This window comes from Aquibacillus halophilus, assembly GCF_009649745.1.
Lineage (GTDB): Bacteria > Bacillota > Bacilli > Bacillales > Amphibacillaceae > Aquibacillus > Aquibacillus halophilus.
In genome coordinates this window covers 83,554-110,284 of sequence record NZ_WJNG01000016.1, presented here as the reverse complement: position 1 = coordinate 110,284, position 26,731 = coordinate 83,554, and the positions used below count along the sequence as shown (strand labels likewise).

Below are 26,731 nucleotides of genomic sequence, written 5' to 3'. Positions count from 1 at the left end.
CCACAAATAAACCTGGCGAACACGACTAAAAGCTATAAAACAGTTACATCAAGATACATAAGAAAAGAGTTCCCAGAGGAACTCTCTAAGTATTATTGGAAGCCTTATTTTTGGAGTAGAAGTTATATGATATTAACTACAGGTGGAGCAACGATAGATGTATTTAAAAGTATATTGAAGAACAAGGAAAGTAAGACCTTAGCGCCTAACCCCCACTAAATCGAAGATTTTGAAGGGGAATGCGGCGCTAATTTTTGTTCAATTTTTCCTGGTTGTCGTTAACGAGCTTTTGTAGTAGATGTTGACTGCCTTTTGAAACAGACATAAATAAATCACTCCTCACACTTTTTGAAGAAAGCATGTCTATTAAACACTTAGTTGTTCGCCTTTCTTTTTAGCTATCAACAACGAAAGTATATTCGTATTCTACGACGTCACATTAAGCTACCCACGTACTCCTTCCCCCATAGGTTTAAATAATTAGCACTAGCACCGAATATGGTAAAACGATATTTTTTCGTGCCTCGCGGAAGCCTTTACTTCAAATAGAATCGCATCAATATAAATATATTCACGGATAGATATATTTATATCAATTAATTTAAAAAATATTTCTCGATTGGCTATCGTTTTTCTTCAGGTTCCAATACAAGGTGCATCGTTTGCTCACGAATAATATCAAAACTGCCCTCTGTCATATTCCCACTTTTAGATAAGTGGTTAATCAAGTCCCGAACTAAATTTAATACCCCAATCATCAACATCTTCGCTGTACCACTTAAATTATCCTTTAGATAATAAGATCCTTATTGTTTTTTAATTAAGGGCTAATATTATAGAACCCTGTTATCCCTCTTATTGATATCCCGGCATTCTTTTACAGTTGATACTTTTAGTATTTTGATTGAATTGAATTTTTGCATAGGAAAAGGACATACTTTGTGTAGGATGAAAGGAGAGATTCCCAACATGAATTTCGATTTAGCATCAATCAGTGACCAAATGCCAGACTTTGAGAATCATGACCAAGCAAGAGTGTGGTTTAAAGATCAATTCTCGGACAGGTTTTCACTAACAAACAGTAATGTCATCGACGGAAAGAAAGTTTACTTTTATCACATCATCAAGAATCCTGAGGTTTATCATCAATATATGGAAAGCTTTGCAAAACCAGTCAAACATGACATCACTAACATGGAAACTTTTGAAAGTTATTCAACTGTGGAAATCAGTGAAGATGGCGAAATAAGTCTTACATTATAAAAAGTAAAATAAAATTGTTGTTATCTGATAAGTTCTGAATTTGTTTAGGGCTTGTCAGATTTCTAAAGTCAAAATTAGATAACTATAAAATTCCATATAGTTTTGTAAGCGCTTTGAGTATGGCAAGTTAATGAAATATTTGGTAACTTATTCTTTTTATGTTAGAAACAGTTATAATAAAGATTAGATTTTTAATTGTTCTAACGTTACTCATATGCGGAGGATATTAATGTGGAATTAATAGTTGATTTATTAGAAGAGCCGTTGCTATTGCTATTTGTAATATTGTTTTTTGGCTCCTGGCTTGGTCAAACAAAAATAAAAGGACTTAGCTTGGGGTCTGCCGGGGTGCTCCTTGTTGCTATGACTTTTGGACATTTCGGTTATCAGGTCTCCCCAATTGTACAAAATTTTGGTCTAAGCTTGTTTATTGTAGCTGTAGGACTACAGGCAGGACCACGTTTTTTTAGGATGATGAGATCCAGCGGAATTATCTTTGGGGTAACAGCTTTACTTGTTGTTCTCGTAGCTTCAATAACAACTGTTATTGTTTCAAAATTTTTCCACTTGTCAGAGGCATTAAGTATAGGACTGATGACTGGTGCGTTGACTAGTACGCCAGGTCTAGCTGCTGCACTCCAGGCTACCAATGATCCGCTAGCTTCGGTCGGATACGGAATTGCTTATCCCTTTGGGGTCCTAGCGGTAGTATTATTTGTTCAGCTATTACCAAGGGCGTTAAAAGTCGACTTAATAAAAGATCTTAAACAAACAAATAACCCTGCGAGAAACGAGGAATCTCCAGAAGTTACTACGATCGAAGTGACAAATCCATCAATTAACAAACAGACATTAAAGGAACTAAAATTCCAAAAAAATAATTCTGTCGTGATTAGTCGAGTCATTCGAAATAACCGTAATATTATTGCCTTAAGCGATACAGTTATTTTAAAAGGCGACAAACTCGTTACCGTAGGAATGAGATCTGATTTAGACAATTTTTGTCAGTTCGCTGGTAAAGAGGTCCCAACAAACCTCATTAATGCTGATCATATTAAACTTCGTAAAGTTGTTGTCGACTCAGATGAAATTATTGGTAAAAATATAAATGATTTACGGTTGAGAAGGAATTTTGGGGTCACCGTAACTCGAATTGAGCGAAGTGGATTTGAGTATAATCAAAATGCTAAGATTCGCTTGGAAAGAGGTGACGTTCTCACAATCGTTAGTAGTGAGGACCGGTTAAATGAAGTCGAAAAACTATTCACAAGAAAAACATTAGCAGTAACCAATGTTGATATATTTTCGATTAGTATTATCCTGCTAATCGGCATCTTATTTGGAATGGTACCAATTCCTTTACCAGGATTAGGAACAATAACATTAGGAGTAGCCGGAGGTCCCCTTTTTGTGGCGTTAATTATTGGTCACTTTGGAAAAATAGGACCAATCCAAGCACGTTATTTCCAGCCATCTAATCAAGTAATCCGTGATTTTGGACTTGTTCTTTTTTTAGCTGGCGCAGGGACGACCGCTGGTCAAGGTCTTGTAGATGTTGTTCAATCGGAAGGGCTTCGTCTGGTATTCGGTGGAACACTGATTACAATTGTTCCGATTGTTGTTGGCTTCTTTATCGCTAGAAAGCTTTTCAAATTGAGTATTGTTCATTCTTTAGGTGCACTTTGTGGAGGGATGACCAGCACTCCTGGACTAGGTTCTGTAAACCAACTTGTTGATACAGAAGACCCTGCCATTGCATATGCAGCAGCATACCCATTTGCTTTAATCTTCGTAGCGATTGCATCACAGTTGTTAATATTTTTTCTTTAAATATTAAAAAGCAAACCAATTTGAACAACTCATCTTGGTTTGCTTTTTATCTAAGGAAGTTAATGCGAAATAATTATTACATCATCATTAAATTGATCTATATTCTCTGATTTTAATTCCACGAAAAGCTTATGCGGAAGACAAACAATGGTTTCACCCGGCTTACTTTTCCACCCCATCTTAACGCCAACCTGATCAGGGCTGTTGTCTTCTTTAATTCTGATTCGATCCCCATCAACTTCCATAATGTTATATTGATTACCTTTTCCTTTTATTAAAAATTGATTGTTTCCTGTATGTTCGGATAAATTAATTTCTTTAATAACTGTTCCATTTTGGGAAATGACAGCCACGACGTCATCTCCATCATGCTTAGCCTGTATTACTGAAAAGATGGATAGTGGAACAAAAGATATGAGTACAAGCAAAATAATAATCACAACATCAAAAGGTTTCATTATTTTTAAATAGTTTCGCATTAGATAAATCACTCTCCAATGATAACTGCAATTTCACTCATTTAAAATAGCTTTATCATCTTTAGTATATCATCCACGGACTGTTTAGATTAGAATAAATTATGACAGAAAATAGTCGTTTTTAATTATTGGCAACTTTACCATATGGATTGCTGCAGACTTCGTCGATAACTTCCTGATAATGAAGGAACAGACTAAAAAAAACGGAATCCCATGACCTACTCAACGCAATTTTCCTTGCCTCTATACCCATTAACTTCAAACGACTTTCATCATTTATTAAGCTACTAATATTGTTTGCGAAATCATCTACATTTCCTGGTTCACATAATAAACCAGAACGATTATGTTGGATGATTTCCTGTACGCCACCCGCTTTAGCCACCACGGCTGCTGTACCACATGCATGAGCTTCCAACACAACATTACCAAATGTTTCTGTACTAGATGGAAAGACAAATAGGTTAGAGGAAGCGTAAAGTTCGGCAAGTTGTTCTCCTTTTAGATACCCTGTGAATGTCATATTATCGATTTTATCTTTTTGCAAATTTTGATATAGTGGGCCATCTCCAACAAGTAACCAATGAACTTTATCTTTAACCTCAAACGGAAGTCGTTTAGCGGTTCTCATAAGTATTTCTATATCCTTTTCAGGAGCTAGACGACCAACAAAGCTTAATATAAATGGAGCAGTTATGTGATATTTTTCTCTGATTCGATTGGATGAGAAATGAGGATGAAACTTTTTGGTATCAACGCCACGACTCCAAATATGGACGTTTGAAAAACCTTGATTTACTAATATGGATTTCGTTTCATTCGAGGGAACGAAGGTTTTGTGAAAGGAGCGATGGAACCAATTCAAGTATCTCCATAGCCATTTAGATAAAAATTGCAAATCATAGTATTGGAGATAACGATCAAAGTTAGTATGGTAAGAACCAACAACAGGGATGTCTAGTTTTTTCGCCAAAAATAATCCAGTTAATCCCATATTAAACGGAGTTGCAATGTGAATTAAATCAGGTTGAAACTGCTCGAGTTCTTTTTTTATATGAAATACATTTGGTAGTGCTAATCGACATTCTGGATAAAGGTAGAAAGGTAAACTAGCAAACCGAAAGACTTGATTTGAAAAAAGGTCTTCGTCTATCTCGGGTACAAATAATCGATACTCAATATTATTGTCTTCTAAATAGTCAGTAAGCCTCTGAAATGTTCCGGCAACCCCATTGACCTGCGGAGTATAAGTATCAACGAAAATAGCAATCTTCATTTATTTTCCCCCTCCATTACACAAATCTAACACTTATATCTAATTCTTTTCTACTAGAACAGAACGACAGTCAGCATACCGAAAATAGTTCCTAAAAGTAAACCTACAAGTACATCGGATGGATAGTGTAATCCTAGGTAAACGCGAGACAGCCCAACGGAAAACGCAAGTGGATAGAAGATAAAACCGAGTATAGGCATATGAATAACAAAGGGAGTAATCAACGAGAAAATAGCTGTAGTGTGCCCAGAAGGAAAGGAATGATCTTTAAGTGGATTTTCAATCACTCTTACTTGATTGAGGGAAAGGTAAGGACGAGTTCTAGGTCGAATCTTTTTAATATAATTTACTGCGAGGTGACTTGATACTAGAGATATAGCACTCTCTATTCCCCACATCCACATCGGCATAGGAAAGATAAGTACAAAGAATAAAGTTAAACCAACTGTCACTCTTGCTCCTCCTAAATGCGTTATTCGTCGAAAGAACAAATTTAATGTTTTACTTTCAAAGTGACTGTTAAATGACCGAAATATGTCACATTCGAACTGATATAGATAATTAACCCATTTTGTTATCATCAGTTTCCTCTCCTCCATATGATTTTAATTTAATTTTAACGGGTAATTGTAATGAGCATATTAATACAATGTAAAGATTAAACATCAAAAAAAACGACTATTTCAGGTAAATTTTATTTACCGGACACAGTCGTTCCCTCTTCTTAAAATAATTATCCAACAATAATTCGTTCCGTTGGGTAGTGATACTTAACCTCTTGGTTCCCATGCTGAAATAGGAATATAAATGATAAAATTCCTATCCTACCAATAAACATCAACGCAATTATGACTATTTTACCAATTTCACTTAGCTCTGGAGTAATTCCCATTGACAGGCCGGTCGTACCAAAAGCAGAGCTTACTTCAAACATGATTGGCATTAAACTAAACTGCTCAGTCTCTAACAGAATCGTAATCGCTATAAAACAAATCATAAAAGCTAGGAAACTAACAACTACTGATTTCCTAATGTCATCCTCATGTATTTCGCGTTTGAATACCTTAACATTCTTTTGGCCTTTTGCGAATGAGAATAACAATAATAGGATTACTGCAAAAGTAGTAGTCCTTATCCCACCTCCAACTGAACTTGGCGAAGCCCCTATAAACATCAGAAAGCAAAGAGCTAGTAATGTGGGTTCAGAAAATAAACTCACATCCATAGTAGCTAGCCCACCATTCCTCGTAGTAGATGACTGAAAAAAAGCATAAAAAAACGACTCATGCCAACTCTTTCCTGCGAAAAAATGATTTGCTTCAAATAGTAGAATAACAACTGTACCAAAAATCATTAAAGAGAAGAATGTTACAGTAGTTAATTTTGTGTATAAAGAAAAATGATTAGAGTTTTTTGTTCGATTTGTTAAAAAGTCCTTCAATTCAATTAGTACTGGAAATCCTATTGCCCCTAATGTTAACAAAATTATCGTAACGAACTGAACAAAATAATCATTCGCGAATGGAATAAGTGAACTACCAGTTATATCAAATCCGGCATTTGTTGTTGCACTGACAGCAGCAAATAAACCTTGGTAATAAGCTTCTTGCCAGGTTGAATAATAGTTTAGAAAATATGTACCAAGCACAAGTGTACCCACTAACTCTATTAAAACAATAATTAACAATATTTGTTTCATTAATAAAACTAACCCCGATAAATAGGATCGATTCTGGTCAGTCATAATTAACTGTCTTTCCTTAAGGCCTATTTTTCTCCCCATTAATAGCCAAACGAATGTACCAAGTGTCATGATTCCTATGCCACCAAATTGAAGAATGAATAATAGAAAAAACACCCCGGTTGTACTAAATGTATCAACTGTAGAAACAACGGTTAAACCTGTCACACTAAGAGCACTCACTGCAGTAAACACTATGTCGACGAAGGACCAATGCACACCTGGTTTTAGCGCTATTGGCAAGCTTAGCAAACTCACAGAAACAATTGCAGCAATGACATAAAAAGAGACAATTATTTGGGCAGGTTTCCAGCTCCGTTTATTAAAAAGATTATTTTTACTCATTAATTACATCCCTTTTTCTTTAAAAGTCATACCACATCGGTTGCGATTGTAATAGTTTTTTTCTTTCTATTAACTAGTTTTGCTACCGGTTAGCTTAAAGAGTCACCTTATAGTGGTTTAAACATCAAAAACAAATGAAACGATTAAATGACAATCTATTAAATATTTCATATTAATAAACTAGAATTTACTCCTATTCTGTTTACTTGTCAACCACATTTGATTAACTAAAAGTAAACTTACTTTTGGGTAATTTAAAAAGTACACAACTGAAAAGTTGTGTACAAACGTTAAGACTAAATTAACAAAGATTCATGTTCGTATATAAACGAATACCTTATATCAATAAACATAAAATGGTTATCAGATAAAGGATAGCTGAACGTGCGGATCATTTCTCTTGTCTCTATATCCGAATAAATCTCAGACAAGATCCCTCTACTCCATGTCCTCATCTGTACCATGTTTTCTAAGAAATAGGGACGAAACGCCCAGTTAGAACCCTTTTTGTCTGGTTCAATCTCCCACGTATTTGCTTGTTTCCTAAAATTTGACGAGATTTGCTGACCATCACTGTCGCAAACATACATACGGAAGCTCTCTTCATCAAACTGATTAGTAACAGCGTCGATAAACGAATCCACCCTTTTAGGCCCTTGCCATTGAGATAGTAGTCCCTTCAACCTATGCTCCCAGGATAAAATATAGGTTAGGCGCTCTTCAATCAAAGATTTCTCGCGAGTTATATATTTAGTAACCTTTTCATCTACATTTAATAATAGCGATTCATCAAGTTCAACCCCTGGTCTTGATAAGTAAAATCCTTGATAGTAACGGCCACCATGCTTCCAAGCAAAATAAAGCTGATAGTCATCTTCAATATTCTCAAATAGTAACGCAGCACCAATTCGACGAGCTAACATGGTCAGGGAGTACATGATATCCTGAAAACCATCTGATTTTTGATTACGAATGATGCTTGTGTCAATTTTTAAAATATGGGGTTCAATCTGGCGAATACGATCAATGTTAGAACTTTTTGCCCCCACATGGTCAATAGCAACCTGAATCCCGTAAGTTTTGTAATAGAGAAGCAGGTGATTGAGGACCTCAAAATCTTCGTCAAAATCATGTTCTGTAATTTCCAACACAACTCTGTTCATGGCAAATCCTTTTTCTTCAAACATAATTAGTGTTTGTAATAAGTCTTCCCCATCGTTAACCATTAATTGTTTGGCATTACGATTGATAAATAAATAACCTTCTTTATTTGACTCAAGCATCTCTGTAATTGCTATTTTAAGTAAGTGTTGATCTACTTCTACCTTAAATTCATCAGGCACATCGTTATCATGAAAAAAAGGGCCTAGACTGAGCAAATCACTGCCATTTTGAAAACGACCTAATAATTCATAGCCAATCACATTATGTTTAATAGCACTTACAATTGGTTGAAAAACAGGCTTTACTTTATGTAAATTCCCAACAATATCTAACGGATCCATCAGTCTACCTCCTCCATGAGAATTTAATTGTATCATATAAACACAAAAAGTTGCTTACTGAGGTCTGTTGGTTTAAAAGGTTTTTCAGAAAACCTTTTAAACCATAATGGTATTCCTTAAGTTTTTAAGCCTTCGGAATTGTAACCAGATAAAATGAAACCTAACATTTGTTCATGTTAGTCTATCGTTGCTCTAGTTTAAGAAATTACAACTATTAATTTTTCCAAATCCATACAATTAGGTATTATTACCTAAATACATAGAATAGTTTATCTATTTATAGTATAATATAACTGTAAATTCTTTTTAACTCTAACCGCTCCCCTAAACACTTGACACAACCATATCCAACTAAAATTTCTATTTTTAAGAAATAAGAAAAAGTAATAGAATTGGTGGAGATTAGTATGAAGACTAAATCACTAGCTGATAAATTTAAAAAATTAATAGCAAGCATCCAAAGATTTGAACTACGAAGAAAGGTGTTTATCTTTGTATTATTAACCATCATTTTTATCTCAATAGTGAACATCATTGGTAATACATTAGTTGGATTTGACTTTTATGTGAATTACAAGTGGATTGTAGCGGCAATATTAGCAGGTATCGTAATTAAGTACAGTTTTCATGAAAAATACATAAACAAAATCACCAAAGTAACCTTTATCATTATTATCTATTTATTTGTACCAATTGCTTGGATAACTTCAGGAGGGTCTAATAGCCTTTCGATTGCCTATTTATTTCTTATTTGCATAACCATCAATTTTTTATTTCAAGGGAAATTTAGACTTTTCTGTAATTTTTCAATTATTTTCCTGTTTTTCACCCTTATCTATGTAGAAAAAAAATATTCTAGTGTATTTGCTGTTCATGATCCAGAAGTCTATTTTAAAGATATGCTTCTGCAAATTCCGTTTACTCTTATCTTGGCTTCACTCTTACTAAAATTATTTTCCGATGCCTATCGACACGAAAAAGAGACACTCGAAAAATACACTATTTTATTAAACCAAAAAAATATTGAATTAGAGAAGATAGCTGTAACTGATGATTTGACAGGTCAATACAATAGACGATTTATGATTAACTCCTTGGAAAAATTAGAAAAAGAAAGAACCCAATTAGTCGTTATTATTTTAGATGTTGATAACTTTAAGTATGTTAATGATAACTATGGACATGCAGTGGGAGATTCCGTTCTTAGAAAGCTAGTAAATAATATCGTAGAAGTAGTTGGAGAAAATGGTGTTGTTGGCAGATATGGCGGAGATGAATTCATGGTCTTATTAAGTAATACTAATTTGGATGAAGGAAAACAAGTTGCAAACAAACTTTTACAAAAAACAAATAATTTACATTTTGACCAAGGTTTTAAGATCACAGTAAGTGGAGGTATTGCTTTATTCGATGGTGAAAATAGCATTGATGAAGTATTAAAGAATGCAGATCAACTACTATATGAGGTAAAATCAAGTGGTAAAAATAATATATTATCAGAAAATTAGACTAAATTTCAGAAAAAGTAAACAAGAGCTCAATGGTATCGGTTTTACCGAACTCTTGTTTTTTTAATACAGATTCCATTAATCTTGTATCTACTTGAAACCGTCTATTCTAGCTTAGATATACTTGTACCTGGATAATAAAATTCTATAATCTCCTTGTAAGACTTCCCCTCTTCTCCCATTATATGAGCACCCCATTGACTCATTCCTACTCCATGACCATATCCTCGTCCCTTCATCGTATATACTTGATTATTGTTTTCTAGTTCTTCTATAAAATAACTTTTGAACGTATTTCCACCAATCATTGGACGAATTTGGTTGATATTAACTTCATTAAGCTTAATTTGTTGAAACAAAACAGTTCCATCCAGTAATTTTTGTAAAAAATCTATTGTGATTGAACCTTTGATACTTCGTTCAGAGGCTAGTTGTTGATTTACCACCGCAAATTTAGGTACGGAAAGAATTTTGATCTCACCAGGGTAACCATTTTTTTGTAGCGACTTCTTCATCGATAAAGTGATTGCTTGATCCTTTTCTTTTAAGCTATCCCACCAATCAGGATCGTCCCAATTGATATCATCTAAATTTATTTGCGTTTGATTTAATTTGAATTCCCACGGATGGGTTGGATCATAAGGATCTTCTTTTATCGGGAAATAAGGCATCGCCTTTCCGCCCCAGACGTTAGCATTACTTTCGGTTAATCCACCGTTACTTGCAGAATAAAAAGCATCGATCAGTTTATTTTTATACATAATAACTTCATCTTTTGTTTGATTAACAGCTTCAGTTGTTGCGTCACTCCAGGTATAACCTCCGTAAACCTGAAAGCTTATTGTATCATCCATTTCTTGATGGAGATGTGAGGCAGCGTAGGTCCTTGCAGCCATTGCCTGTGCCTTCAATGTTTCAATACCCCATTCGGGAAATACTTCGAATGGAACAACACCCTTCAAATAATCTTCAAGTGGTAATTGATTTATCGGACGAATAAACTCCTTTTCTTCGATGGTCATTTCAACCGCGCCTAAATACGGACGTTCATCAATAGTGACAACATGTTGATAGTCATAGGATTCCGGGATAAGAATTAGAGAGTGATTTATCTCGAAACTTTCATCTCCTCCTTTTAATAGAAAAGAATCCTTAGATGCAGTTAAGGTATATGAAACACCTTCTTCAAGTTTTAGTGTTGGATCTAGTGTGAAGTAGCTCCCTTTAAGATCAAATTCAATTTTTGAAGTATCTCCGACATGATTAACCAATCGAACACGGACCATTTCTTCCGCTTCATATAGGTTTGGATACATTGACATGACTAATATTGCGAACAAAGTGATTAAGTAGTATTTCATGTTAGTTATAATACCTATGCAAGCTACGTTTATACATTGATATTTGTATTTTCCTGTTAAAAATAGTAAATGAAAGTTAAAATTAATTATAGATAAATAGCATTTTACACTTTTGTAACAGTCATCGATAGGGGGGAGAATTTATGATGCAAAACCGCTTAATACAAGTCATTCATTCCTATGTTCCGATTGGATTATTCTTGTGGCTATTCACTTGGTTCAATTCAAACTACCTAAATACAGAACGAATCATTTTACTGGCCACTTTTGTCATTGTTCCTTTAGCTATATTCATTGTGATGGAATATTGGGAAGATAATGTTCACCGCAGCAGTATCCTTTTGAGTTTTTTTATCGTACTCTTACCAATTGGCGCTATAACAGCTGCTGGTTCTTTTAGTCTTTCACCAGGGATTGTTGCTGGTTTACTTGCAATTCCGTGGACTATCGTGACGGGGCTTATCGCGATTTGGGGATTATTACTATTGCGGGAAACCCCCTTCCAATTAGCACATATGTCAATCGCAGTTGGATTCATATATATTAGTGTAGCTGGCATTTGGTTTATTACTCACCAATTCTCACTTCCACTTTTAGGATTCGAAGGGCAAATGATGCTATTAACCGTCAATCATTTTCACTATGCTGGTTTTGTCGTACCGATATTATTTGGTTTTTTTCACAGGTACCAAAGATCCTTCTTCACTGGTCTATTGGTGATTCTAGGAGTTATCGCCCCAATACTGATTGCCCTTGGAATGACTTATTCTCCAAAACTAGAGTGGATTTCAGTATTAGTTTTTGGATTTGCTATTCTTCTATATAGCTGGCTTGTTTTTACTTTTGTTATACCAAAAGCAACTAAATGGACGAAAGGGTTACATATTCTATCAAGTGGTGTCGTTTGGATGACGATGATACTTGCACTTTTATACGGTTTTGGACAATGGATAGGACAACCAACAATACCGATTTCACAAATGATTTTGTTCCATGGATGGGGTAATGCCATCTTTTTTTCACTTCTAGGATTATTAGCGTGGCATACAAGTATGATGGATCAAGGATTGGTTAAAATTCCATATAGCAAAGTTAAAGGAAAAGGGAAAATAGGGTCGGACTTTATAAAAATAAACAAGATTGAAGATGATAAACCAAGTGAGTACCCCACCGGATTAGTAGATCACATGGATGACTACCAAACCGAGGAATTTAACCCAAGTAAACTACATCCTGATATAACCGACTTTTATGAAAATACTAGTAATTACGAACTACTTCTAACACCTCATTGGAATCGATCTTTTCGATATATAGCAAAACTATATAAGTGGATCAGTCAACGGGTAGAACAAATGAACTTCCCCCTAGAAGCCGAAACTAAAGAACAACAAGTTATAAGCGAAATTTTACCGATTAAAGATAGGATAGACGGAAGAAAAAACGTGCGTGCTTGGGTACGAACTTATATTCAAACAAAAAAAGCAATTTATGTGGCATTGTATTCGACCCATGTCACTAACGCTATACGTTACATGAATATTGCTTTTCCACTACCCTATTCACAAATGACAAGTATTCTATACTTAGAGCATGGTGAAAACAATTGTTTAACACTTACCTCGTGGCCAACTAAAAAAGATATCAGACAAGATCAGGGTGTCTATCTTGTTATAAAACAAAAAGGACTTCGTCTGCCAATTAATGAAACAATAACTGTTTGGAAAGAACAAAAAACACCAAAAGGTCAAATTGAGGCCAAGCATGATATGTGGCTTTTTGGCATTAAGTTCTTGACGCTAGACTATCATATTTACTTGGAAAAGTAGTTATCTTGATATCTTGAGAACGGGATAGTATTTTATATCAAGGCAACAATAAAATTGGTGTTTAAACACCAATAATTTCGATGTGGAGGGAAATTACTATGGATACTCGTGAAGGCTTAATCCCAACTGCATTAGGTACTGCTGTAACTGCTACAGGTTATATTCTAAAGCAACGACGTGGTAGTAACAAAATGATTGCAAATACTGTTTTCGGATTCGGTTTAGCACACGTAGTACTAGGTGTAATTGACCTTGTAGAGCACCGAAACTAAAAAAATGCGGGACCAATTGGTCTCGCATTTTTTCTTGCATTTTATTTTAACTAAGTATTTTCTCAATTACTTTTAAAGAAGTAAGTGCTTCTTTTCCTGTTACAATTGGCTCTTGATCATTAATAATTGATTCAATAAATGAATCAATTACGCCTGTACTTGTTTGATTATCATTTGTCTGGATTTGCTCCAGTTGGTATTTGATAACTTCCCCATCCTTCATTTCAACAATTAGTTGATCATCAGGGTGATGATAGATCTTAATAATCCCTTTTTGACAATAAATTGTCGTTGAATTATCTTCAGAACCATAATATGTCCATGAAAACGAAGCAGTACCTAGACGTCCTTTTTTCGTTTTCATTGCACAAACAACATTGTCACAAACTTCAATTGGGTTACCATTTTCATCAACTTTATCTAGAGCACCGTGGAAAGCGTGGACATCCTCTATTTCATCATCCAATAAGTAATGAATTAAATCAATTTTATGAATTCCAAGATCCCCTGCTACACCTGAGTGTGAGCGTTCTTTTTTAAAAAACCAAGTAGCATTTGATTTATCTACACCCCAGCTTTCAGGTCCTTGGTGACCAAATGACGTCTTGAAAGTTAAAATTTCACCTAATTCATTTTTTTCTAATAGTTCCTTTGCTTTTTGATGTGCTTTAGTAAATCGTTGGTTATGATCAACCATTAAATTTTTACCTGACTTTTGTTGTGCCTCAAGGATTTTCTCGGCATATTTAATGCTTACAGATAATGGTTTTTCACATAGAACATGCTTACCATTTAATAAAGCATTCGTTGAATTGATATGATGTGATTCATTCGATGAACAGTCACTAATAGCTACAATCGTTGGATCATTATATAATTCCTCAACACTTGTAACTGTTCTACCGCCAAATTCCTCGGCAAGAGCCTTTGCCCTTTCCGGATTCCGGTCGTAAAAGACAATCTCATCTACGTATGGATTTGCTTTATACTCTGGCGCGTGACGGAATTTGGTAATCGAACCACACCCGATGATACCGACATTGATGCGCTTCATTTAAATTCCTCCTAATCTCTTTTTTGGAAAAGTACTGCTACAATAATGATTAAACCTTTCACCAAACCTTGCAAGTGAGGAGAAATATTTAGTAAATTCATCATATTATTTAAAACACCTAACAATAACACCCCAAAGAATGTACCGATAACTTTTCCTTTACCACCTGTCATTCGAGTACCACCGATGATAACTGCTGCGATCGCATCAAGCTCATATAAATTACCAGAGCTTGAAGATGAAATTGAATTTAAACGTGAAGTCTCAATTAATGCTGCTATCCCGACCATTAAACCACTAAATGTATAAACCCCGATTTTAATCCGATCAACCCGGATTGCCGATAGTAGAGCGGCTTTCTCATTACTACCTAATGCATAGACGTAACGACCAAATCGAGTTTTGGTCATTAAAATGTACACAGCTACAGTAAGAATTAAGAAAACAATAACCGGAAAACGAACAATTCCCAAATTTGCATTCGCAATGCTTGAAAATCCTTCGACATCTCCTGCTATACTGCCCCCATCTGCTGTGTAGAGTGCAATTGAGCGTGCAGCGGCCATCATACCAAGCGTGGCAATAAAGGAGGCAATTTTTCCTTTTGCAACTAACAATCCATTTAAAAATCCTGCAAATGCACCTACTGCTAAAGCAGTTAATAACGCTACAAAAATACTACCAGAAGCATTTAAAGAGAGTACCGAAAAAACACCAACCATTGCAAGGACGGAACCTACGGAAAGATCAATTCCCCCTGATAGCATGACAACTGTCATCCCAAGTGCAATGATCCCTATGGTAGAGACTTGCATTAAAATGTTCATTTGATTTTGGATGTAGAGAAACCGGTCATTCATAATAGCCGCCACTATGAAAATAACAATGAAGGCAAAAATAACACTATACTCACTCCATAACCAATTAAAATTTTTCAATCCTTTACTGCTCGTTTGTTTTTCGTTCACCTGTAAATTAGTCAACGTTTTCTGCCTCCCTTTTTGAGCCGGTTGCATATTCCATAATTATTTCTTCGTTTAGTTCTTCACGATTAAATCGACCGGTTATTTCCCCATGGAACATAATATTTACACGATCACAGACCCTTAATATTTCAGGTGCCTCCGAAGATAATATTATGATTGATTTACCTTGATCAGCTAAATTCATAATATGTTGATAGATTTCATTTTTTGCTCCCACATCAATCCCTTGTGTCGGGTTATCAAAAATGATAATATCGGCATCTACTTCCAACCATTTTGCAATTACTACTTTTTGTTGATTTCCCCCACTTAAGGAATCAATTGTTACGTTAGGATCATGTACTTTTATATTTAGTTGGTCCTTGTAGTGTTGGAACTTATCCCGTTCACTTTTAGAGTGAATAAATCCATTTTTTTCAAAGTTACCCATTGATGATAGACTCATATTTTGAATAACACTTAAATCCTTAATAATGGCATTTTCTTTCCGGTTTTTTGGAACAAACCCAATACCCGCTTGAACTGCTTTCTTCGGATGATTTATATGGACAGGGTGACCATTTACTTCGATGGCTCCACTATATTTTTTTCTGAATCCAAAGATGCTTTCGAATAACTCAGTTCTACCGTCTCCTGCAAGACCTGTAAAACCAACTACTTCACCTTTTGCTATTGAAAAATTAATATTTCTATAAAGACCTTCACTACTCGTCAGATTCTTTACCTTTAACACGTTTCCTTCACTAGTGCTCTTCCTATGATGAAAAGCGTCTGTTGAAACAGATTTACCAACCATTAACTGTGTAATTTCTTCCAAATTCGTATCCTGCATTCTTCCATCACCTACAAGGTCACCATCTCGCAAAACAGTATATCTATCACAAACGGATTTTATCTCCTTTAACTTGTGAGAGATGTATATAATAGAAACACCTGATTTTTTTAATGAACGCATCAATTCAAATAGTTGGTTCACTTCATTGTCAGTTAATGAAGTTGTTGGTTCATCCATTATTATAATTTTAGAATCACGTAAAAGTGCTTTTGCAATCTCAATCATCTGTTTATAAGAAGTTTCTAATTCTCTAACGTATGTTTTGGGACTAATATGAACTCCCAGCTTGGATAAGACTTCATTTGTTTGTCTACTCATTTCTTTCACATCGAGCATTCCCCATTTATTTCGAAGCTCGGACCCAAGAAACATATTTTCATAAATTGTAAGGTCTGTTACAACATTAAGTTCTTGGTGGATAAAACTAACTCCATGTTCCTGTGAAATTCGCGGATTTTCCATTTTAGATGATTGTCCATCTAGCTTGATTTGTCCATCATCAGGCTGATGTACGCCACCTAGTATGTTCATAAGGGTCGATTTTCCCGCCCCATTTTCTCCAAGTAATGCGTGTATTTCACCTTTATGTAACGTCAAGTCCACTCCATGTAAAACCTCTACTTGATTAAAGGACTTTTTTATTCCAATCATTTCTAAGATACTGCTTTGTTCCATTAGATTCTCCCCCCTTTTTAAAACAGAAATACGATAAATGCCAAGCACTTATCGTATTTCCAATCACAAATGCTTAACTCTTAAAAATTCGCCTCTGCATCATAATGTTCTTCAACATTATCCTCACTTATTTGAGTAGCTGGAATAACAACTTCAGCACTTTCAGCCTCTTCACCATTGGCAAGATCAGCACCAATTACTACAGCATCTTTAACCATTAAAGGAGAGTATAGGAATGTTGCTTTAACTAAACCGTCCTCTTGAATAATTTCGTAAACTTCCTTAGCTCCTCCAGCTCCAGTAACAAACTGAATGTCTGTACGGTTTGCTTCTTTAATTGCTTGAATTACACCTAACGCCATTCCATCATCTTGTGTGTAAACGGCATCAATTTCAGATTGTGCTGTAAGTACATTTTCCATTACTTGCAATGATGTTTCTGTAGAGAATTCACCATTTTGAGAAGCTATAATTTCAATATCAGAACCTTCAATTGACTGGCGAAATCCCTCGCTACGTTGATTCGTAACAGAGCTTGATGGTCCTGCGATTTCAACAACTTTTCCACTTCCACCTAATTGCTCGACAAAGTATTCACCTGCATTAATACCAATACCTGTGTTATCGCCTTTTACAATAACAGTTGCTGCATCATTAGTAAGTTCACGATCGACAATCACTAGTGGTATGCCTGCATCTTTCACCGTTGCTGCAACTGGTGATAATGCTTCTGACTCGATTGGTAACATAACAATCGCATCTACCCCTTGAGCAATTAAATCCTCCACATTACTTGTTTGGTCAGCCGGGTTATCAGCTGTTGTAAATTCATAAGCGTCGATCGTACCATCTTCAACAAGTGCTTTTGCTTGATCTTCTGCGTTCTGGATTAGTGCCCCCATCCAACCATGAGTAGCTGATGGTAAAGCTAGACCAAGTACTACTTCATCATCGGCACCTGAACTACTTGAACAACCTACAATTCCAATAGTTAACACAACTAAAAGTAAAGACAAAAAACGTTTCATACTAAAACCTCTCCCCTTTGTTATTTTAATGACACATTACACTTCGAACGTTTCATACGAGGCTAACTGACCGGCATTAAAACATATTTAATGCCGGTTCGCTAGTCTCATAGATACTAACCCATTGTTGACTCGCGAATAACCAATTCATGATCTAAAATAATACTTTCCACCTTGTTACCCTTAATACTGCCTATCAGCATATTAGCCGCTGTAGAACCCATTTTATACATCGGTTGAGAAACAGTAGTAAGCGTTGGATTGGTCATGTTGGAAAAACTTATTTTATCAAAACCTATTAACGCAATGTCATCTGGGACTTTTAATTGACTTGCATTAATTTCTTTCAAAGCTCCAATAGCCAGAGTATCCGATACAGCAAATACAGCAGATGGTTTCTCCGGTTGCTGAAGCAGTTTTCTCATTGCTTGAATCCCATTTTCAAAGTCTAATTGATTGGTGTTGCATATCCATTCTTCCCTGATAGGGAGATCAAATTCTTTTAATGCTCTTTCATACCCATTTCGACGTTGACGAGCATATAAGAACTTTTCATCAGAATTAATTAACGCAATTCTTTTATTTCCCAATTTAATTAAATGCTTCACGGCACGATAGGCGGCTAACTCGTTATCAATGGTTACATATGGAATAGAACCACCTTCTTCATACTCACTACATTGAATAATAGGATATTGCTCAGCTAACTCGTTTAGTTTTTGCATATTTACAGCCGGATCCATTGAAATAACACCATCAGCTAATTTATTTTTTATCATATTAAAGTAAATATTTTCTCGTTGTGGATTCGAATCTGTCTCACAAAGAAGAATATTGTAATTGTTAGCAATCGCAGTATTTTCAATTCCATTTATGATCTCAGTATAAAAGGGATTGGATATACTTGGGATGAGTACTAGTAAAAGTCGACTTTCAGAATTTCTAAGATTTCTTCCAAGCATACTAGGTTCATAGTTAAGATCCTTGATGGCGCTTTCAACTTTAAGTCTAGTCTTTGGTGATACGGTTGTAATGTTATTTAATACTCTGGAAACCGTCGCAACGGAAACACCAGCTTGTTTAGCTACATGTTGAATATTTGCCATGATGCTTCCTACTTTCAATCTTTTTATTTTTTGTAATCGATTACAAATACGATTATAAAATTATCTGTTTTGTTTGTCAACTACTAATTTATTTTAAAAAAATCATAATGAAAGCGTTTTATTGTTTGATTATGGTTATTTTTACGTTTATAATAAAATGTAACGGATTACATAAAGCGTTTCCATTACATAGGGAGGAATAGTTATGAAGTTAGGTGTTTTTACTGTTTTATTTTCAGATAAAAATTTAGAAGATATGTTAGATCATGTTGTTTCAAAAGGAATTGAAGCTATTGAGCTAGGCACAGGTGGTTATCCAGGAGATGCTCATTGCAAAGTGGATGAGTTACTAGAAGATGAAACCAAGCAGAAAGAATTTATGGAAAAAATTTCGAACCGAGGTTTGATTATTAGTGCATTAAGTTGTCATTCAAATCCTCTTCATCCACAAAAACAAATATCTGAGGAAGCAGATGCTTTATATGAGAAAACGGTTCGGCTAGCAAGTAAACTTGGTATTCCAGTAGTGAATACATTTTCTGGTTGCCCTGGTGATCATGAAGATGCAAAATATCCAAACTGGCCAGTCGCACCTTGGCCAAATGACTTCCAAGACATACTAAAGTGGCAGTGGGAAGAAAAGATAATTCCTTATTGGAAAGAAAAAGCTGCTTTCGCTGAAAAGCATAATGTGAAAATTGGTCTTGAATTACACGGCGGATTCTCCGTCCACACACCTGCGAACCTACTTCGTTTAAGAGAAGCATGTGGTCCTGTGATAGGAGCAAACTTGGATCCAAGCCACATGTGGTGGCAAGGAATTGACCCTGTAGAGTCGATAAAAATTTTGGGTCGTGAAAATGCAATTCATCATTTCCATGCCAAAGATACAATCATTGATCAACCAAATATGAACCGGAATGGTTTAACTGATATGACACCTTATACCAATATGAAAGACCGTGCCTGGTATTTCCGTACAGTAGGATTTGGCCATGACACAAAGGTATGGGCAGATATGATTAGTGCTTTACGTCTATATGACTATGATTATGTTGTTAGTATCGAACATGAGGACGGCTTAATGTCGACTGATGAGGGTTTTACTAAAGCTGTTGAAAACCTAAAACCAGTGATGGTCAAAGAGTCTGTTGGCGATATGTGGTGGGCTTAACTTTTTTTAGTAAGCATACTAATTACAAATAAATTTAAATTTCAAAGCCCACTTTCATTTTAGGTGGGCTTTACTATTGATGTTTTCAAATGCGGAATTTTTATTTTTCTAGCTAAAGAGGCTTGTCTAGATATTCCACATCCTTTGTCCAAATCATATTCTGATATTAGTGACACTTTAACTGGTAGAATTATAACGCCCCTAGGGCAAAGGAGCGTGACAAATGATTGACGTTAATCAATTAGATCCTGCCCATTTAGCTACTATATCAGCTATTGTGGCAGCCTTGGTAACTGTTCTTGGTAATGCATTTAAGCTCCAGACACGTTATCGTTCTCTCTTAGCGATAGGAATTGCGTTCGTATTAGTATTTATACCAAGCTTTCTTCTTAACAAGGTTCTTACTGCTCTAATTATTGGTTTAACAGCAAGCGGTGTCTATAGCCAAGTTAAACCTTTGAAAATGTTAAATAATATTGAAAAGCTAAATAACGGAAAAAATAGTAAAAAAACAAATGAAACACTAGATTCAAACCTTAATAGTAAAACAACCAATACCAAGATTCCTGTATCAAAAGATAACAGGAGTAGCAATGATAAAATAAGTGCCACCAATACCTATAAAGGGTAATTAATACCGGGATTCCATTATATTTTCTAAATGGTGCCCGGTATTTATTGTGTATTCTACAAAAACTGACATCTTTCTGGTATTCTTGTAACTACAAGAATACTTTTTACAACTAAATGTCTAGGAGATAAACTATGTCATTAAGCCTGCGCACTTACTTTGTTTTAATTTTTTCTGCTTTCGTGATTATTTTCACAGCTATAGTCAGTTTTGTTGTAACCAAAGAGTCTAGTGAAAGTGTTGAAAAACAAATTAGCGATTCACTTACAGAGAAAGCCTATCAGATGGCTGATCAACTTGATTCCTTTATGTGGACTCGTTATGGTGAAATAAAAATTTTGACACAATTACAAACCCTTAAACAACCAAATAACCAAGAGGAAATTCAAAATTTGTTAGATGGACTAAAGTCAAATTTCCCATCGTTCTCTTGGATTGGATTTACCGATGCTTCTGGTAATGTACAAGCAGCAACAGACAATATTCTAGTTGGAAGTGATATCTCTAAACGACCAGTATTTAAAGAAGCTAAACAACAAACATTTGTTGGGGATGTCCATGAGGCAGTCCTACTAGCAGAATTACTCCCTAATCCCAATGGAGAGCTTTTGCAATTTGTCGATATTAGTTCTCCTGTTTTTGATGAAGACAATGAGTTCGCCGGTGTCCTAGCTGCTCATTTAAGCTGGGCATGGGCATCTGAAGTAAGAAAAGCTGTTATTCAACCACTTCAAAAGAATGAAAAGAATCTAGATATGTTTATCATCAGTAAAAAAGACAACACTGTTCTTTTAGGTCCTCAAGATATGATAGGTCAACAATTGCAATTAAGAGCGATTACACAAGCACAGACCGGAGAAAATTATTGGTCATTGGAAGAATGGCCAGATGGTAATCAATACTTGACAGGTTATGCATTAGCAAATGGATTTTTAAACTATCCTGGGCTAAATTGGACAATTCTTGTACGTCAGCCGGAACAAGTGGCTTTCAGTAGTGTTAACAACTTAAGAAACAAAGTAATAACAATTGGATTAATATCGTCCATTCTATTTGGGTTATTAGGTTGGTGTATCGCTACGATTATTTCAAGACCTCTGAGACAATTAGCCGTAACTGCAGAAAAATTAAGAAATAATGAAAAAGTTGAAATCCCAGTAAAAGAAGGGATACGGGACATAAAAACTCTCGCCATTTCTCTAAGGGAATTAATTTTTGCACTAACAAAAACAGAGTCAGATCTAGGGAAAATGGAGCAAAAAGCACAACATGATAATTTAACTGGGCTTCCTAACAGGTTTGCTTTAGAGGAATTTCTCAAAAAACTTGATTCTTCAAATGATAATAAGTACGCCTTTTTATTTTTAGATTTGGATCAATTTAAAAAGGTTAATGATCAGTTCGGTCATCATCATGGCGATAAACTTCTAAAAGAAATAGCTTCTAGACTAAAGGCTAATATAAGAAATAGTGAATTCTTATGTCGAATGGGTGGAGATGAATTTGTGATCATTCTAGATATAACAAAACAAAGTAGCTCCAATGAAGTTGACAAGATTGGACAGCGAATAATTGAGTCAATTAACCAACCGATAACCATAGAGGGAAATACCTTACAAATTGGATGTAGCATAGGAGTAGCATTTTGGCCAATCGATGATAACAGCTTGTATCAAGTAATTCGGTATGCAGACATGGCGTTATATAATTCAAAAGCGAAGGGAAAAAATCAAATTTCCTATTATAGATAGAAGTTTACGGCATTGGGATTTTCTACTCCCAATGTCTTTTTCGGTAATGGAATCATAATCGAAAATCCAAGATACTTTTCTTTTTCAGAACAAAAAAATCTCCTCTATATAGAGGAGTTAAAAGACACATATTGATTCATTATTTAGGATATACTTTTATCCTTTGCTTTTTCCCAATCAGAAAAGTAATAAAGGGCATTTTTCATTAATTGAGGATGTGACTTTTTTACTTTTTTCTTGCTTAAATTATCTTCTAACTTCTCTAATCTGCGAATTCCCTCCATTACCTCTTCCATAGTCATATCTACATACATTCGAAAACCTCCCTCGTTAAGTTAAGCTTATATTCTCCAGTAACAAATTAATTATTCTAATTATTTATTCATTTCAAAGCGAATTAAAAATACAGCCCATCCCCTGCTTCAACAAGGGATGAGCTGTTAAAAAAAAATTTTTAGTTATGCTTCCATACGATTTTTGATCCAAGAATAAAGTAATAAACCTACCATTAGAATCGATTGTCCAAGAAAAACAACTGCGTCCCAAAAGTATGGGTTCCCACCAGGATGCAGTAATTCAGGTAATGTTTGTGCATAAGCATAAAATGCCTGTGGTACGAAATAAAATCCAAACAAACAAAAAGTAAACAGTAAACCTAAGATATAGAACAGACTGTAAATACGAATGACACTTCCTTCTCCCTCAAATGCCTCCGTTGTTGAGTCCTTTTTCATAAAAGGTATCCAGTTACTTAGATAATCTCTGCCGTTCTCCATCAAGTTATAACACCCTGTCATATTTTCGAGAACATAATATAAATCTGTTTTCATATAGAAACAGCATTGATAAATGAATTTAATAAATAGATCTAGTATGACGATTGCTAGGAAACCAGTAAGGATTGAATTTTCAGGGTACAGTAACTTAAGACTTAGTGCAGAAAATAATATTAATTGGTCAAAACAAATCCCAGCAAGATAAAGCACATTCCTTTGTTTTGGCTTAAGTTTCCACGCTGTCGTTAAATCCGTTTCAAAAACGATAAACAGTAACCGGTGTCCTATTTCCAATTTTGCAGGCATATTATGAGCACGAACTGCTAAAATATGTCCGAATTCATGAATAATAATAAACAATAATGAAATTCCCATGTAAGTTAGAATGTTAAGCGTCATCGCTTCAAATAAAAATATATCCCGATATCCAGGTAAGAGTTTCGGATTCAAGACAATAAGAAAAATATTAATAAAGATAATAGCAATATAGAGCTTAATCGTCACCCTATTAAAGAACAGACGTCCTACCTGAGGTGAAATCCACTTAAAACCTGTTGGCGTCTGATTTTTTTTTGTAACTTGAATTGCTTCACCATCAATTTCTTTTATCAATCCAAGATCTAGTAGCTGTTCAGCAAACTCTACTAGATCTACATCCTCATCAGGATTTTTTAATTTTAACTCCTGTTGTATACTTACCAGGGACTCCCCGTTATTGATCATATTGATAGCATCAATACAAATTTTAGGCATTTCAAAAAAATCTCCAGAAAGAGAGTCTTCGACAATATAATGCTTTTTGTCTTGACGAATAGTTAGAGGATATAAATTAAGTTGAGAGTTTATGGATAGATTCATAGTTTACACCACCGAATTAAAATTTATATAAAAATAGGATGCTAGATTTCTAGCATCCTATCTAATCCTTATATTGATTATTAACGATCTCCAAAAAATATACACCACCAGCAAGTTACTTTTATTTTATTGAGTCTACGAATTTTCATGGCATTTCACCTCCTTCATTCAGTGATTTAGGTTAATCTTGGCTATGATATTGTTTATGGTAGTCAACCCACTCTGGATATATTTTTTGGAATATATCTACCAAGTGTGGGTCGAACTGACTCCCGCTTCCTTCTACAATTTGTTTATAGGCCTCATCTAAATCCAATGCTTTTCGGTAAGATCTAGAAGAAGTCATTGCATCAAATGCATCTGCAATAGCAGTAACCCTTGGCAGTAGAGCTGTCTCTTCTCCTTTTAAAGCATCTGGATAACCTTTGCCGTCCCAACGTTCATGATGATTACGAATAACATCAATATTCTCTGATATCCCCTCGACTTCTTGAACTGCTTTTGCCCCTACAATTGGATGAGTTTTAATAACTTCGTATTCCTCGGAAGTCAATTTTCCTGGTTTCGTCAAAATAGAGTCGGGAATCTGTATTTTTCCGATATCGTGTAATAAACAGGTGTAATAAAAAGACTTTAACTGGCTATCTTTAAAGCTCCCAGTGGCTTTTGCTAGAGTCATCGAGTACTCAGCAACACGTTCACTATGACCTCGAGTGTATGAATCCTTAAGCTCAAGAGTAGTAATAATCCCTTTTACAATACCTTCCAACTGTTTATCATAGGAGTCTCTTACTGCCATAACATAACTAATAAAACGAAATAGTAGAATATAAGCTATCATTGCTAAAACAACTACTATAAGTAATGGCAGCACAACTAATGAGTCTTTAATAACTATTCCTACAATCACAAACTTTACTATCGTGCCGAGGGACACTAAGTAAAAAAACCTTTTACTTACAAATATTGGAGAAAATAATACAATTACAATTTCAACTATATTGCCATTACTATAAGGAACTTCATTACCTAAATAGAACCAAATTTCATTTAAAATATTAATTAATGTAAAAGATATAAAATAAATATATTTTATTAACCAAGGATTTTTATTCTTAATTAAATAAAAAGATATTGGTAAAAGTGCCAATATTACAATATACATTATATAATCCAAACTATTATTTACAGGACCAGGATCTGAAAGCCAAGGGGTTTCAGGTAAAATGTATTTATAGAAAATATCATATATTAGATAAACCGAATAAAATAACCATAAAAACCATATTGTTGTTCTTTTTTCTTCATTTAATAAGGTAGATGTTCTAAGTCTTTTCTGCATATATAACTCCTATTTTCTAGTATTCTTATTACACAATAATAATAGATTACTTGTTTTCTCTGTTTTATTACTGTTTAACATTTAGTAATTATGTAATAATCCTCACATATATGCATATTTTAACATAAAAATCCGTATTTTCCTCTTTTAACATAATTTATAATATAATTCTACACAGATTCGTTATAAAAAACAAGGGAAATTGTCGAAACAGTCAGAAAGTAAATGGTAAATTCAAGAATTATTGTCAAATATGATGTTATACTATCAGTTTCCTGTTATTTAAGTTACCAAAAGCGAAATACCAAAACCAAACTAAATTCTTGAAAAACAAACTCTCAAAATTTACACTCATCATTATAAGATTAAGATATGGAAGGCTGTAATTTTTCGCAGATTGTATTACTCTACTTCATAGAAATCATTGGGCAGTAATAAACTTTTTATAATTTAAGTAAGGAAATAAAAAAGGCCACACTCCTCATCTAATTAAGGAATTTAGCCTTTTCAAACTCATATTATTTTACAATCAGTACCGGACAGTTAGCACGTTTTGCAACCTTGTGGCTTACACTTCCAAGAACAAATTCTTGCACACCATTAAGTCCCCTACTACCAATAATTAAAATATCCGCTGCGTTTTTATTTGCATATTCTATTATCGACGGCCCAGGATCTCCGTGTAAAATTTTAATTTGATAGGATACTCCTGCTTCCTTTGCTCTACCTTCAACTTCCCTAATTCTTCTTTTGCGTGAATCGTTGACATCAACGGAGTTCCAGTTACTGAGCGCATCTGATTTCGCGTGACCTGTATCAGCGACGTAAACAACATCAATGGTTGATTCAGGACTACATGTGGCGATATGAATAGCGTTTTCGGCTGCTCGTTTAGAATGTTCCGAACCATCTGTTGCTAGTATAATTTTTTTATACATATGATAAACCCCCAATTATTAAATCCTTATTCATAAAGACCATTTAAAAAACATATATCATCCTACAATTCTTCCACAAAGAATAGAATTTTACACATTGGAACAAGGACCCTGCCAGTTTATCTAACAAATATATGTAATTTATTAATTACGAAAACTCTAAATTGT

23 protein-coding genes and 1 pseudogene are annotated in these 26,731 nt (G+C 34.7%); 9 read left to right on the top strand and 15 right to left on the bottom strand.

Annotated features, from left to right (window positions below):
- The 3 genes and pseudogenes from GH741_RS18070 to GH741_RS18060 all read left to right on the top strand — a co-directional run.
- Window positions 1–194, top strand: a pseudogene (locus GH741_RS18070) (transposase); the annotation flags it as partial.
- Between the two features lie 775 nt (window positions 195–969).
- Window positions 970–1,263 carry a hypothetical protein gene (locus tag GH741_RS18065; RefSeq protein WP_153738165.1) on the top strand — a complete coding sequence of 98 codons (294 nt, stop codon included), beginning with the start codon at window positions 970–972 and terminating at the stop codon, window positions 1,261–1,263.
- 231 nt (window positions 1,264–1,494) lie between these two features.
- Window positions 1,495–3,093 (top strand): aspartate:alanine exchanger family transporter, encoded by a 1,599-nt coding sequence (locus GH741_RS18060; protein ID WP_338079551.1) that lies wholly within the window; start codon window positions 1,495–1,497, stop codon window positions 3,091–3,093.
- A gap of 59 nt (window positions 3,094–3,152) precedes the next feature.
- Here the strand turns inward: GH741_RS18060 and GH741_RS18055 are convergent, their stop codons facing one another.
- The 5 genes from GH741_RS18055 to GH741_RS18035 form a co-directional block, all read right to left on the bottom strand.
- On the bottom strand, window positions 3,153–3,572 hold the full coding sequence (locus tag GH741_RS18055) for a NusG domain II-containing protein (RefSeq protein ID WP_153738164.1): 420 nt from the start codon (window positions 3,570–3,572) through the stop codon (window positions 3,153–3,155).
- A 121-nt stretch (window positions 3,573–3,693) separates the two neighbouring features.
- Window positions 3,694–4,848 carry a glycosyltransferase family 4 protein gene (locus tag GH741_RS18050; protein ID WP_153738163.1) on the bottom strand — a complete coding sequence of 385 codons (1,155 nt, stop codon included), beginning with the start codon at window positions 4,846–4,848 and terminating at the stop codon, window positions 3,694–3,696.
- A 53-nt stretch (window positions 4,849–4,901) separates the two neighbouring features.
- Window positions 4,902–5,429, bottom strand: a complete 528-nt coding sequence (locus GH741_RS18045; protein WP_153738162.1) for a phosphatase PAP2 family protein — start codon at window positions 5,427–5,429, stop codon at window positions 4,902–4,904.
- A gap of 152 nt (window positions 5,430–5,581) precedes the next feature.
- Window positions 5,582–6,934 (bottom strand): TrkH family potassium uptake protein, encoded by a 1,353-nt coding sequence (locus GH741_RS18040; RefSeq protein WP_153738161.1) that lies wholly within the window; start codon window positions 6,932–6,934, stop codon window positions 5,582–5,584.
- Between the two features lie 296 nt (window positions 6,935–7,230).
- Window positions 7,231–8,439 (bottom strand): EAL domain-containing protein, encoded by a 1,209-nt coding sequence (locus GH741_RS18035; RefSeq protein ID WP_153738160.1) that lies wholly within the window; start codon window positions 8,437–8,439, stop codon window positions 7,231–7,233.
- A 407-nt stretch (window positions 8,440–8,846) separates the two neighbouring features.
- On the opposite strand from GH741_RS18035, the gene GH741_RS18030 reads away from it, so the two are divergent.
- Window positions 8,847–9,947: a GGDEF domain-containing protein gene (locus GH741_RS18030; RefSeq protein ID WP_153738159.1), complete on the top strand. Its 1,101-nt coding sequence runs from the start codon at window positions 8,847–8,849 to the stop codon at window positions 9,945–9,947.
- A gap of 104 nt (window positions 9,948–10,051) precedes the next feature.
- Here the strand turns inward: GH741_RS18030 and GH741_RS18025 are convergent, their stop codons facing one another.
- Window positions 10,052–11,269 (bottom strand): SpoIID/LytB domain-containing protein, encoded by a 1,218-nt coding sequence (locus GH741_RS18025; protein WP_240795559.1) that lies wholly within the window; start codon window positions 11,267–11,269, stop codon window positions 10,052–10,054.
- A gap of 182 nt (window positions 11,270–11,451) precedes the next feature.
- Here GH741_RS18025 and GH741_RS18020 point away from each other — a divergent pair, with 182 nt between their 5' ends.
- Both GH741_RS18020 and GH741_RS18015 read left to right on the top strand, forming a co-directional pair.
- The gene (locus GH741_RS18020) at window positions 11,452–13,137 is read left to right on the top strand and encodes a YndJ family protein (protein WP_153738157.1); all 1,686 of its coding nucleotides are present in this window, start codon (window positions 11,452–11,454) and stop codon (window positions 13,135–13,137) included.
- 98 nt (window positions 13,138–13,235) lie between these two features.
- A complete protein-coding gene (locus GH741_RS18015; RefSeq protein WP_153738156.1) occupies window positions 13,236–13,409 on the top strand; it encodes an asparagine synthase in 174 nt (57 codons plus the stop codon).
- Window positions 13,410–13,455: 46 nt separating this feature from the next.
- Here the strand turns inward: GH741_RS18015 and GH741_RS18010 are convergent, their stop codons facing one another.
- The 5 genes from GH741_RS18010 to GH741_RS17990 all read right to left on the bottom strand — a co-directional run bounded on the left by GH741_RS18010 (window position 13,456) and on the right by GH741_RS17990 (window position 19,093).
- Entirely contained in the window at window positions 13,456–14,463 is a 1,008-nt protein-coding gene (locus tag GH741_RS18010; RefSeq protein ID WP_153738155.1) for a Gfo/Idh/MocA family protein, read from the bottom strand.
- Window positions 14,464–14,474: 11 nt separating this feature from the next.
- Entirely contained in the window at window positions 14,475–15,446 is a 972-nt protein-coding gene (locus GH741_RS18005) for an ABC transporter permease (protein WP_240795558.1), read from the bottom strand.
- Window positions 15,439–16,959 carry a sugar ABC transporter ATP-binding protein gene (locus tag GH741_RS18000; protein ID WP_153738153.1) on the bottom strand — a complete coding sequence of 507 codons (1,521 nt, stop codon included), beginning with the start codon at window positions 16,957–16,959 and terminating at the stop codon, window positions 15,439–15,441. Before GH741_RS18000 ends, GH741_RS18005 begins: the two co-directional genes overlap by 8 nt.
- An 80-nt stretch (window positions 16,960–17,039) precedes the next feature.
- Window positions 17,040–17,987: a substrate-binding domain-containing protein gene (locus tag GH741_RS17995; protein WP_153738152.1), complete on the bottom strand. Its 948-nt coding sequence runs from the start codon at window positions 17,985–17,987 to the stop codon at window positions 17,040–17,042.
- A gap of 116 nt (window positions 17,988–18,103) precedes the next feature.
- Window positions 18,104–19,093, bottom strand: a complete 990-nt coding sequence (locus GH741_RS17990) for a LacI family DNA-binding transcriptional regulator (RefSeq protein ID WP_153738151.1) — start codon at window positions 19,091–19,093, stop codon at window positions 18,104–18,106.
- Window positions 19,094–19,298: 205 nt separating this feature from the next.
- On the opposite strand from GH741_RS17990, the gene GH741_RS17985 reads away from it, so the two are divergent.
- The 3 genes from GH741_RS17985 (at window position 19,299) to GH741_RS17975 (ending at window position 22,649) form a co-directional block, all read left to right on the top strand.
- Window positions 19,299–20,267, top strand: a complete 969-nt coding sequence (locus GH741_RS17985) for a sugar phosphate isomerase/epimerase family protein (protein ID WP_153738150.1) — start codon at window positions 19,299–19,301, stop codon at window positions 20,265–20,267.
- 223 nt (window positions 20,268–20,490) lie between these two features.
- Window positions 20,491–20,898: a hypothetical protein gene (locus GH741_RS17980; RefSeq protein WP_153738149.1), complete on the top strand. Its 408-nt coding sequence runs from the start codon at window positions 20,491–20,493 to the stop codon at window positions 20,896–20,898.
- 134 nt (window positions 20,899–21,032) lie between these two features.
- On the top strand, window positions 21,033–22,649 hold the full coding sequence (locus tag GH741_RS17975) for a diguanylate cyclase domain-containing protein (protein ID WP_153738148.1): 1,617 nt from the start codon (window positions 21,033–21,035) through the stop codon (window positions 22,647–22,649).
- A 143-nt stretch (window positions 22,650–22,792) separates the two neighbouring features.
- Here the strand turns inward: GH741_RS17975 and GH741_RS21680 are convergent, their stop codons facing one another.
- The 4 genes from GH741_RS21680 to GH741_RS17960 form a co-directional block, all read right to left on the bottom strand.
- A complete protein-coding gene (locus GH741_RS21680; RefSeq protein WP_170287662.1) occupies window positions 22,793–22,963 on the bottom strand; it encodes a hypothetical protein in 171 nt (56 codons plus the stop codon).
- A 144-nt stretch (window positions 22,964–23,107) separates the two neighbouring features.
- The gene (locus GH741_RS17970; RefSeq protein WP_153738147.1) at window positions 23,108–24,283 is read right to left on the bottom strand and encodes a peptidase; all 1,176 of its coding nucleotides are present in this window, start codon (window positions 24,281–24,283) and stop codon (window positions 23,108–23,110) included.
- Window positions 24,284–24,464: 181 nt separating this feature from the next.
- On the bottom strand, window positions 24,465–25,625 hold the full coding sequence (locus GH741_RS17965; protein ID WP_153738146.1) for an HD-GYP domain-containing protein: 1,161 nt from the start codon (window positions 25,623–25,625) through the stop codon (window positions 24,465–24,467).
- Window positions 25,626–26,143: 518 nt separating this feature from the next.
- A complete protein-coding gene (locus GH741_RS17960) occupies window positions 26,144–26,563 on the bottom strand; it encodes a universal stress protein (RefSeq protein ID WP_153738145.1) in 420 nt (139 codons plus the stop codon).
- Window positions 26,564–26,731: the final 168 nt, after the last annotated feature.

What these genes read in the sequence shown, in the direction of transcription:
- GH741_RS17985 (WP_153738150.1), top strand. Translation starts at nt 19,299, where the DNA reads ATGAAGTTAGGTGTTTTTACTGTTTTATTTTCAGATAAAAATTTAGAA.
- GH741_RS18030 (WP_153738159.1), top strand. Translation starts at nt 8,847, where the DNA reads ATGAAGACTAAATCACTAGCTGATAAATTTAAAAAATTAATAGCAAGC.
- GH741_RS18040 (WP_153738161.1), bottom strand. Translation starts at nt 6,934, where the DNA reads ATGAGTAAAAATAATCTTTTTAATAAACGGAGCTGGAAACCTGCCCAA.
- GH741_RS17965 (WP_153738146.1), bottom strand. Translation starts at nt 25,625, where the DNA reads ATGCAGAAAAGACTTAGAACATCTACCTTATTAAATGAAGAAAAAAGA.
- GH741_RS18015 (WP_153738156.1), top strand. Translation starts at nt 13,236, where the DNA reads ATGGATACTCGTGAAGGCTTAATCCCAACTGCATTAGGTACTGCTGTA.
- GH741_RS21680 (WP_170287662.1), bottom strand. Translation starts at nt 22,963, where the DNA reads ATGTATGTAGATATGACTATGGAAGAGGTAATGGAGGGAATTCGCAGA.
- GH741_RS18025 (WP_240795559.1), bottom strand. Translation starts at nt 11,269, where the DNA reads ATGTCAATGTATCCAAACCTATATGAAGCGGAAGAAATGGTCCGTGTT.
- GH741_RS18010 (WP_153738155.1), bottom strand. Translation starts at nt 14,463, where the DNA reads ATGAAGCGCATCAATGTCGGTATCATCGGGTGTGGTTCGATTACCAAA.
- GH741_RS18000 (WP_153738153.1), bottom strand. Translation starts at nt 16,959, where the DNA reads ATGGAACAAAGCAGTATCTTAGAAATGATTGGAATAAAAAAGTCCTTT.
- GH741_RS18035 (WP_153738160.1), bottom strand. Translation starts at nt 8,439, where the DNA reads ATGGATCCGTTAGATATTGTTGGGAATTTACATAAAGTAAAGCCTGTT.
- GH741_RS18055 (WP_153738164.1), bottom strand. Translation starts at nt 3,572, where the DNA reads ATGCGAAACTATTTAAAAATAATGAAACCTTTTGATGTTGTGATTATT.
- GH741_RS17990 (WP_153738151.1), bottom strand. Translation starts at nt 19,093, where the DNA reads ATGGCAAATATTCAACATGTAGCTAAACAAGCTGGTGTTTCCGTTGCG.
- GH741_RS18050 (WP_153738163.1), bottom strand. Translation starts at nt 4,848, where the DNA reads ATGAAGATTGCTATTTTCGTTGATACTTATACTCCGCAGGTCAATGGG.
- GH741_RS17975 (WP_153738148.1), top strand. Translation starts at nt 21,033, where the DNA reads ATGTCATTAAGCCTGCGCACTTACTTTGTTTTAATTTTTTCTGCTTTC.
- GH741_RS18020 (WP_153738157.1), top strand. Translation starts at nt 11,452, where the DNA reads ATGATGCAAAACCGCTTAATACAAGTCATTCATTCCTATGTTCCGATT.
- GH741_RS18045 (WP_153738162.1), bottom strand. Translation starts at nt 5,429, where the DNA reads ATGATAACAAAATGGGTTAATTATCTATATCAGTTCGAATGTGACATA.
- GH741_RS17980 (WP_153738149.1), top strand. Translation starts at nt 20,491, where the DNA reads ATGATTGACGTTAATCAATTAGATCCTGCCCATTTAGCTACTATATCA.
- GH741_RS18065 (WP_153738165.1), top strand. Translation starts at nt 970, where the DNA reads ATGAATTTCGATTTAGCATCAATCAGTGACCAAATGCCAGACTTTGAG.
- GH741_RS17995 (WP_153738152.1), bottom strand. Translation starts at nt 17,987, where the DNA reads ATGAAACGTTTTTTGTCTTTACTTTTAGTTGTGTTAACTATTGGAATT.
- GH741_RS17960 (WP_153738145.1), bottom strand. Translation starts at nt 26,563, where the DNA reads ATGTATAAAAAAATTATACTAGCAACAGATGGTTCGGAACATTCTAAA.
- GH741_RS17970 (WP_153738147.1), bottom strand. Translation starts at nt 24,283, where the DNA reads ATGAATCTATCCATAAACTCTCAACTTAATTTATATCCTCTAACTATT.